Annotated in this window: 7 protein-coding genes; 3 read left to right on the top strand and 4 right to left on the bottom strand. The window is 71.6% G+C overall.

The genetic code is table 11. The annotated features are described in order from the left end of the window. Positions 1-157: inorganic diphosphatase (locus tag KN815_RS43790; protein WP_216347322.1), on the top strand; the 157-nt coding region annotated here is incomplete at its 5' end. A 111-nt stretch (positions 158-268) separates the two neighbouring features. Here the strand turns inward: KN815_RS43790 and KN815_RS43785 are convergent. The 3 genes from KN815_RS43785 to KN815_RS43775 form a co-directional block, all read right to left on the bottom strand. Continuing rightward, complete coding sequence (locus KN815_RS43785) at positions 269-1,975, bottom strand: threonine/serine exporter family protein (protein ID WP_216347321.1); 1,707 nt, start codon at positions 1,973-1,975, stop codon at positions 269-271. A 275-nt stretch (positions 1,976-2,250) separates the two neighbouring features. Further along, positions 2,251-2,958 (bottom strand): DedA family protein, encoded by a 708-nt coding sequence (locus tag KN815_RS43780; RefSeq protein WP_216347320.1) that lies wholly within the window; start codon positions 2,956-2,958, stop codon positions 2,251-2,253. Between the two features lie 191 nt (positions 2,959-3,149). Beyond that, a complete protein-coding gene (locus KN815_RS43775) occupies positions 3,150-3,908 on the bottom strand; it encodes a MerR family transcriptional regulator (RefSeq protein ID WP_216347319.1) in 759 nt (252 codons plus the stop codon). A 124-nt stretch (positions 3,909-4,032) separates the two neighbouring features. Between KN815_RS43775 and leuE the strand changes: the two genes are divergently transcribed. Beyond that, a complete protein-coding gene (gene leuE / locus KN815_RS43770) occupies positions 4,033-4,734 on the top strand; it encodes a leucine efflux protein LeuE (RefSeq protein WP_216347318.1) in 702 nt (233 codons plus the stop codon). 93 nt (positions 4,735-4,827) lie between these two features. Beyond that, entirely contained in the window at positions 4,828-6,240 is a 1,413-nt protein-coding gene (gene gad / locus KN815_RS43765) for a glutamate decarboxylase (RefSeq protein ID WP_216347317.1), read from the top strand. 144 nt (positions 6,241-6,384) lie between these two features. Here the strand turns inward: gad and KN815_RS43760 are convergent, their stop codons facing one another. Beyond that, complete coding sequence (locus KN815_RS43760) at positions 6,385-6,831, bottom strand: hypothetical protein (protein WP_253209617.1); 447 nt, start codon at positions 6,829-6,831, stop codon at positions 6,385-6,387. Positions 6,832-6,991 lie beyond the last annotated feature (160 nt).

Below are 6,991 nucleotides of genomic sequence, written 5' to 3'. Positions count from 1 at the left end.
AGAGTTCGATCGCCTGGAAATCCAGCACTTCTTCGAGGTCTACAAGGACCTCGAGCCGGGCAAGTCGGTCGAGGGGGCCAACTGGGTGGGCCGCGCCGAGGCCGAGGCCGAGGTGGAGGCGTCCATCAAGCGCCTCGAGGCCGCCGGCGGCCACTGAGTCCTGATCACGCCGGAGGGCGGGACACCCGGTGGGTGTCCCGCCCTCCGGCGTTTCCGGGCCCGGGACGGCGGCGGCCCGGGGCGGGCGCGGCCCCGGTCGGCGCGCCCGTCAGAAGCCCCTCGTGCGCTTGGCGGCGCGGCGGCCGGAGGGGTCGATGGTGGCGCCGGGGGTCTTCAGGAAGAGGCGCGCGGCCTCGCCTCCCAGGTTCACTCCTATGGCGATCGCCAGGGCCAGCGCCGCCGCCTGGGTGAGGAACGGAATGCCGCGGTCCAGGTTGCCCTGGGCCAGGGCGAGCAGGCCGAAGTAGGTCGCGCTACCGGGCAGCAGCGGCCCTATCGCCGCCGTGACATACGGCAGCGCCGAGGCGTACCGATAACGCGAGAGCAACTGGCCGAAGAGGCCGACCAGCCCCGCGGCCACGGTCGTGGCGGCCACCGGCGGGACATTGGCGGTATCGGCCAGCGCGGCGTAGACCACCCAGGCGACCCCGCCGTTGAGCGTGGCGAACAGCACGGTGTGACGTTCCTGCTGGAGCAGGATGCAGAACGTCAGCGCGAGCAGCATCGCCGCCAGGATCTGGATCACCGGCCGCTCCACATGGCGCAGCGCCGCCTCCGGGTTCAGCTTGGCGTCGAGCTGGACGCCCCCGTAGAGCACCGTGAGCACCCCGCACACGATGCCCACGATCAGATAGCCGACCTCCAGCAGGCGGGCCGCCGCGGTGATGTAGTAGCCGGTCAGCCCGTCCTGGACACCCGCGACCAGCGCCCGCCCCGGGATCAGGGCGAACAGCCCACCGGTGATCACGGCGGACGCCTGGAGTCCGGAGTTCAGGAGGCTGAGCGCCACGCCCATCGCGGCGGGCGGCATCGCCGCGGCCACGAACTGGTAGAACTCCGGAAGCCCGCGCCCCGAGGCCAGCCACGCCAGCCGGTCGCCGAACATCGCCCCGATGGCCGCCGCGAAGAACACCGGCCAGTCACCGCCGACCAGCATGCTCGCCGCGCCGGCCAGCCCGCCGCCCGCCACGGTGAGCGCCCAGCCGGGGTAGGGGTGGCGGTTACGGCGTATCTCGGCGAGCCGCCGGTACGCCTCCTCGAGGGTGAACTCCTCCTGCGAGGTGATGTCGTCCACCAGCCGGAAGACCGCGGACAGCCGGGTGTAGTCGGTGCCCCGGCGCCGCACGGTCCGGCTGGCGGTGACCGGATCGTCCACCAGCGAGGGCTGGTAGCTGACCGACAGCAGGGTGAAGGTGACGGTCGGCTCGCAGCGGTCGAGCCCGTACGCATGCGCCACTCCGAGCATCGCCGCCTCGACGTCCTCGGCCCCCTCGCCGCCCGCGAGCAGCAGCTCGGCGATGCGGAGGGTGAGGTCGAGCACCCGCGGCACGGCCGGCCCGGTCTCGTCCTGCTGCTCCACGCGCTCGGGCGTCGGGCGCTCGCTGATCGGCATGCGCAGCATCGTGCGCATCCGGTCCTGCCAGGGGGCGTCCTTGGTCAGCCGGACGACGGGGAAGCCGTTCGGCGGGGTGATGGCGGGGAAGCCGCCGGTGGTCTGGTTGCTCTGCGCGGTCTTCACCCCGGGGGGTGGCACGAAGGCCGAGCCCTCGGGTTCGACGGTGGTCTCCGCCGTCAGCCCGCTGGGCACGGCGAACTCCGATGTCGGGTGCTCGTCCTCGGGCGGAGGCGGCATGGGTATGCCGAGGGGTGGGGTGAAGGCGCTGTGCGCCTCGTCGGACTGGGGCTTCTGGCTCTCCCCCGTGTCCGTGTCCACCGCGCTCGCCCCGCGCGGCGTCTGCTGACGGTCCGGCCTCACGTCTCCTCGCTCCTCACCAGCCCTCCCCGTATGGTTCCCAGCGGCCAAGGATGCAGCATCGGCGGCCACCGGAGCCCATTGTGCGGGGCGGTGGCCGCCGAAGGGGAGTGGGGGCGGCTGTGTGTGATGTGCGTGAACGCAGGTGAACGAGGTGCAGGCGGGACGGGAGACGCCGGGGTGACGGGGAACGCCACGGCGGCGGGAGACGCCGGGGCGCTCGGCGGCCCCGGCGCTCGGCGGCCCCGGCGCTCGGCGTCAGCGCTTGCCGCTAGGCGTCAGCGCTTGGCGTGGCGCCCGCGCGGCCCCTGGGAGGGGGCGCCCGCGGCCGGGCCCTGCGGATCCGGCTCCGCGGCGGCCTCCTTCTTCGCCTTGCCGCGGGCCCGGAGGAACTCGATCACGATGGGGATGATCGACAGCAGCACGATCGCGATCAGCATCAGCTCGATGTGCTGATGGACGAAGTCGACCTTCCCGAGCGCCGAACCCAGCAGGGTGACGCCGGTGCCCCACAGCACACCGCCGATGATGTTGAAGATGATGAACGAGCGGTAGTTCATCCGGCTGACGCCCGCGATGATCGGCGTGAACGTCCGCACGATGGGCACGAAGCGGGCCAGGATCAGCGACTTCGGCCCGTGCTTCTCGAAGAACTCATGAGCCTTCTCCACGTTCTCCTGTTTGAAGAGCTTGGAGTCGGGGCGCCGGAACAGCGACGGCCCCACCTTCCGGCCGAAGAGATAGCCGACCTGGTCACCGGCGATCGCGGCGACCGCGACGGCCACGCACACCACCCACAGATCCTGCTTGATCACATCGGTGGTCACCAGCAGGCCGGTGGTGAAGAGCAGCGAGTCGCCCGGCAGGAAGAAGCCGATGAGCAGACCGGACTCCGCGAAAACGATGGCCAGGACGCCGAGCAGACCGAAGGTTTCGATCAGATAGTCCGGGTCCAGCCACTGAGGGCCGAGCGCGAGGGTGTTCACGGGTGGGAGGCTCCTGGGTCGAGGGAAGCAGGCTCGTGCGAGGCCCGGCCGCAGGGTCGGGGCGGAACCGAGGTGTTCTTCGCAGTGTGCCGCCCAAAGCTATCAACGCCGTGTGCGTGCCCTTGGTTCCCATCGCCCAGGACGCCCGCCCCCGGCCCCACCCTCCAGGGATGGCCCTAGGGCCCTGGGCCCTAGCGGTGCCGCTCCGCGTTGGCGAGGATCGCGTCGCGGAGGTAGACCGCCAGCCCCGGCCCGGCCTTGTCGATGTTCTCCGTGAAGCGGTGGTCGGAGACGTACATCCGGCCCAGGCAGGCGTGCATCTCATGGCCGCACTCGTAGTGGTTACGGCTGATTCCCTGCCGGTGCTCCTCGGCGAGGTCCATCGCCGCCTCGGACGTCGGCGGGGTGCCCGCGCGCATCAGCGCGACAAAGCGGTTGCCGAGCTCGTCCGCCTCCTCCTGGATCCGCTTCCAGTCCTCCTTGGTGTACGAGGCGGCCCTGCGCTGGGACTCCCGGTACGCCTCGGTGTTCCCCCAGCGCTGCTCGACCTCCTCCTGGTGCTCGTCCGGGTCGAAGTCCCCGAAGACCTCGAACTTCTCCTCCGGGGTCAGATTGATGCCCATCTTCCTCGCCTCCATGGCCTGTTCGACGGCGGCGGCCATCTTCCGCAGCCGCTCGATCCGGTCGGTCAGCAGCCGGTGCTGACGCCGCAGGTGGGCCTGCGGATCGATATCCGGGTCGTCGAGCAGCACCGCCACCTCTTCGAGCGGAAAGCCCAGCTCCCGGTAGAACAGGATCCGCTGGAGCCGGTCGAGGTCGGCGTCGCCGTAACGCCGGTGCCCGGCCGCGCTGCGGGCGCCGGGGCGCAGCAGTCCGATCTCGTCGTAGTGGTGCAGCGTGCGCACCGTGACACCGGCGAAGCCCGCGACCTGTCCCACGGAGTAGCTCATGGCCTGATCCGCTCTCCTTCAGTTCGGTACGGGTTCCACGGTGCGCCCTCACGTCGCGTGAGGTGCAAGTCCGGATGGCGAAACCCGCTGGGCGGCGCGGGGGGCGGCTGTCATCCTGCCGGTTGTGCTGGGGATAACCGATCTTTCGACCTATCTGGCCGGTCTGGCGCTGATCATCCTGCTGCCGGGCCCCAATTCGCTCTATGTGGTGTCGGTCGCGGCCCGCCGCGGCCCCCGTACCGGCTATCGGGCAGCGGCCGGGGTGCTGTGCGGCGACACCGTGCTGATGGCGCTGTCGGCGGGCGGGGTGGCCTCGCTGCTGAACGCCAGCCCGGTGCTCTTCGCGGTGGTCAAGTTCGCGGGCGCGGGCTATCTGACCTGGCTGGCGGTGGGCATGCTGCGCGGGGCGCGGGCGCTGTGGCGCCGCCGTCCGGGGAGCGCGGAGGGGGCCATGGACGCGGCCATGGAGTCCGCGGATGGCTCGATGGAGTCGGCGGACGCGGCCAAGGGGTCTGCGGAGGGCGAGCGCCCGTACCGCAGGGCGCTGGTCATCAGCCTGCTGAACCCGAAGGCGATCCTCTTCTTCATCTCCTTCTTCGTGCAGTTCGTGGATCCGGACTACGCCCATCCCGCGCTGTCCTTCCTGGCGCTGGGCGCCTGGGCGCAGTTGTTCAGCATCACCTATCTGTCGGTGCTGATCTTCAGCGGCACATATCTGGCGGCCACCTTCCGGCGGCGCCGGCGGCTGAGGGCGGGGCTCTCGGCGGCCGCGGGCACGGCGTTCCTCGGCTTCGCGGCCAAGCTGTCGCTCAGCAGCGCGGGGTAGCCGTCACTCAGCAGCGCGGGGTAGCGGGGGCGGGGCACGGGGGCACGGCGCGGGATCGGGGTGTATCGCCGATATGCCCCTAATTTAACGAAGATGGCACTTCATCACGGCACCCCCACCCCACCCCACCGGGGACATCGCTCTGCGTTCTCCGTCAATCCGGTCTACGGCGAGGCCAATCCGGTGAGCGGGATGACCGGCAGGCCCCCGCACCACTGCATCCCGGACGAGCCGATGGCGCCCACGACCGCGTATCAGTTCGTCCATGACGAGCTGATGCTGGACGGCAACGCCCGCCAGAATCTGGCCACCTTCGTCACCACCTGGATGGAACCGCAGGCGGACAGGCTGATGGCGGACTGCTTCGCCAAGAACATGATCGACAAGGATGAGTACCCGCGCACCGCCGAACTGGAGCGGCGGTGCGTGGTGATGCTCGCCCATCTGTGGCACGCCCCCGATCCGGACACGGTCGTGGGCTGCTCCACCACGGGTTCGAGCGAGGCGTGCATGCTCGCCGGAATGGCCTTCAAGCGGCGCTGGGCCAAGCGGAATCCGGTGAGCTATCCGGCGACCGCCCGCCCCAATCTGGTCATGGGGACCAATGTCCAGGTGTGCTGGGAGAAGTTCTGCGACTTCTGGGAGGTGGAGGCGCGCCAGGTGCCCATGGAGGGCGACCGGTTCCATCTCGATCCCCAGGCCGCCGCCGAGCTGTGCGACGAGAACACCATCGGCGTCGTGACGGTCCTCGGCTCCACCTTCGACGGCTCCTATGAACCCGTCGCCGAGGTGTGCCGGGCGCTGGACGACCTCCAGGAGCGCACGGGCCTGGACATCCCGGTGCATGTGGACGGCGCCTCGGGCGCGATGGTCGCCCCCTTTCTCGACCCGGACCTGGTGTGGGACTTCCAGTTGCCGCGGGTCGCCTCCATCAACACCTCGGGGCATAAATACGGCCTGGTCTACCCCGGGGTGGGGTGGGCGCTGTGGCGCACGGCGGACGCGCTCCCCGAGGAGCTGGTCTTCCGCGTCGACTACCTGGGCGGCGACATGCCGACGTTCGCGCTCAACTTCTCCCGCCCCGGCGCCCAGGTGGCCGCCCAGTACTACACCTTCGTGCGGCTGGGCCGGGAGGGCTACCGCGCCGTCCAGCAGCAGACCCGCGATGTGGCGCGCTCGCTCGCCGAGCGGATCGCGGCGTTCGGGGACTTCACCCTGCTCAGCCGGGGCGATCAGCTTCCGGTGTTCGCGTTCACCACGGCGGAGGGGGTCGGCGCCTTCGATGTCTACGACGTCTCGCGGCGGCTGCGCGAACGCGGCTGGCTGGTGCCCGCGTACGCCTTCCCACCGGGCCGGGAGGATCTGTCCGTGCTGCGGGTGGTGTGCCGCAACGGCTTCTCGGCGGATCTCGCCGATCTCTTCGTGAACGACCTGGGGTCGCTGCTGCCGGAGCTGCGGTCACAGTCCGCGCCCACGGGGAGGACCGCCCAGGCGTTCCACCACTGAGCCCGATCCCGGTGTCTCCGGTCCTGGGGAACGACGGCGGTCAGCCCGTCCCGGCCAGAGGGGCGGTCAGCGCGTCCCGGCCAGAGGGGCGGTCAGCGCGTCCCGGCCAGAGGGGCGGTCAGCCCGTCGCGGCCAGAGGGGCGGTCAGCGCGTGCGGGCCGGGGCCCGGAGCAGCTCGGCCCGGCGCCGGACCGCCTCCAGCGCGCCGGGCTTGCGTCCGGGCACCCTGCTCCGCAGCTCGATCAGCGGCGGGGCGAGGGCGCCGGCCCTGGCCCGGTCCGCCACGAACTGCCACTGGTGGTGCGCCCGGTCCACGGCCCCCTCGACCTCGGGGTGGCCGACCGGCTCCCCGTTGCCCAGCCGCGCCTCGGCCACCGCGAGCCACAGCTCGCAGGCGCGGGCCGGGTCCCCGGCGATACGGGAGAGATCGGCCCGGACCTCCAGCCAGTGGATCGCCTCGTCGGACCGGGGACCGGCGGTCCGGAGGGCCTCCTGCTCCCAGGCGGCCGCCATCGAGGCGGCCTCGCTGTGCCGCCCCGAGTTGGCCGCCTCGAATATCGCCGCATGCGTGGCGGCGAGCGGATCGGCCACGGGCGCCCGCCCGGGCGGCGGGGGCAGGGGGGCGTGCGTCGGTTGGGGCGGGCGCAGTGATGGTGGCGCCGGTCGGGGATCGGCGGGGAGGAACGTTTCGGGAGGGCCCGGCGGCATGCGCGGCGGCGTGACCCCCACCGGCCCGACTGCCCCGGCCGGT

The sequence above is a fragment of the Streptomyces niphimycinicus genome (genome assembly GCF_018883605.1).
In the GTDB taxonomy this organism is placed as follows: Bacteria; Actinomycetota; Actinomycetes; order Streptomycetales; family Streptomycetaceae; genus Streptomyces; species Streptomyces niphimycinicus.
This window is presented reverse-complemented; position numbering and strand designations above follow the sequence as displayed.

Bases quoted from the DNA above. Each gene is read 5' to 3' on its own strand.
- KN815_RS43775 (WP_216347319.1), bottom strand. From the start codon at position 3,908: ATGAGCTACTCCGTGGGACAGGTCGCGGGCTTCGCCGGTGTCACGGTG.
- gad (WP_216347317.1), top strand. From the start codon at position 4,828: ATGGCACTTCATCACGGCACCCCCACCCCACCCCACCGGGGACATCGC.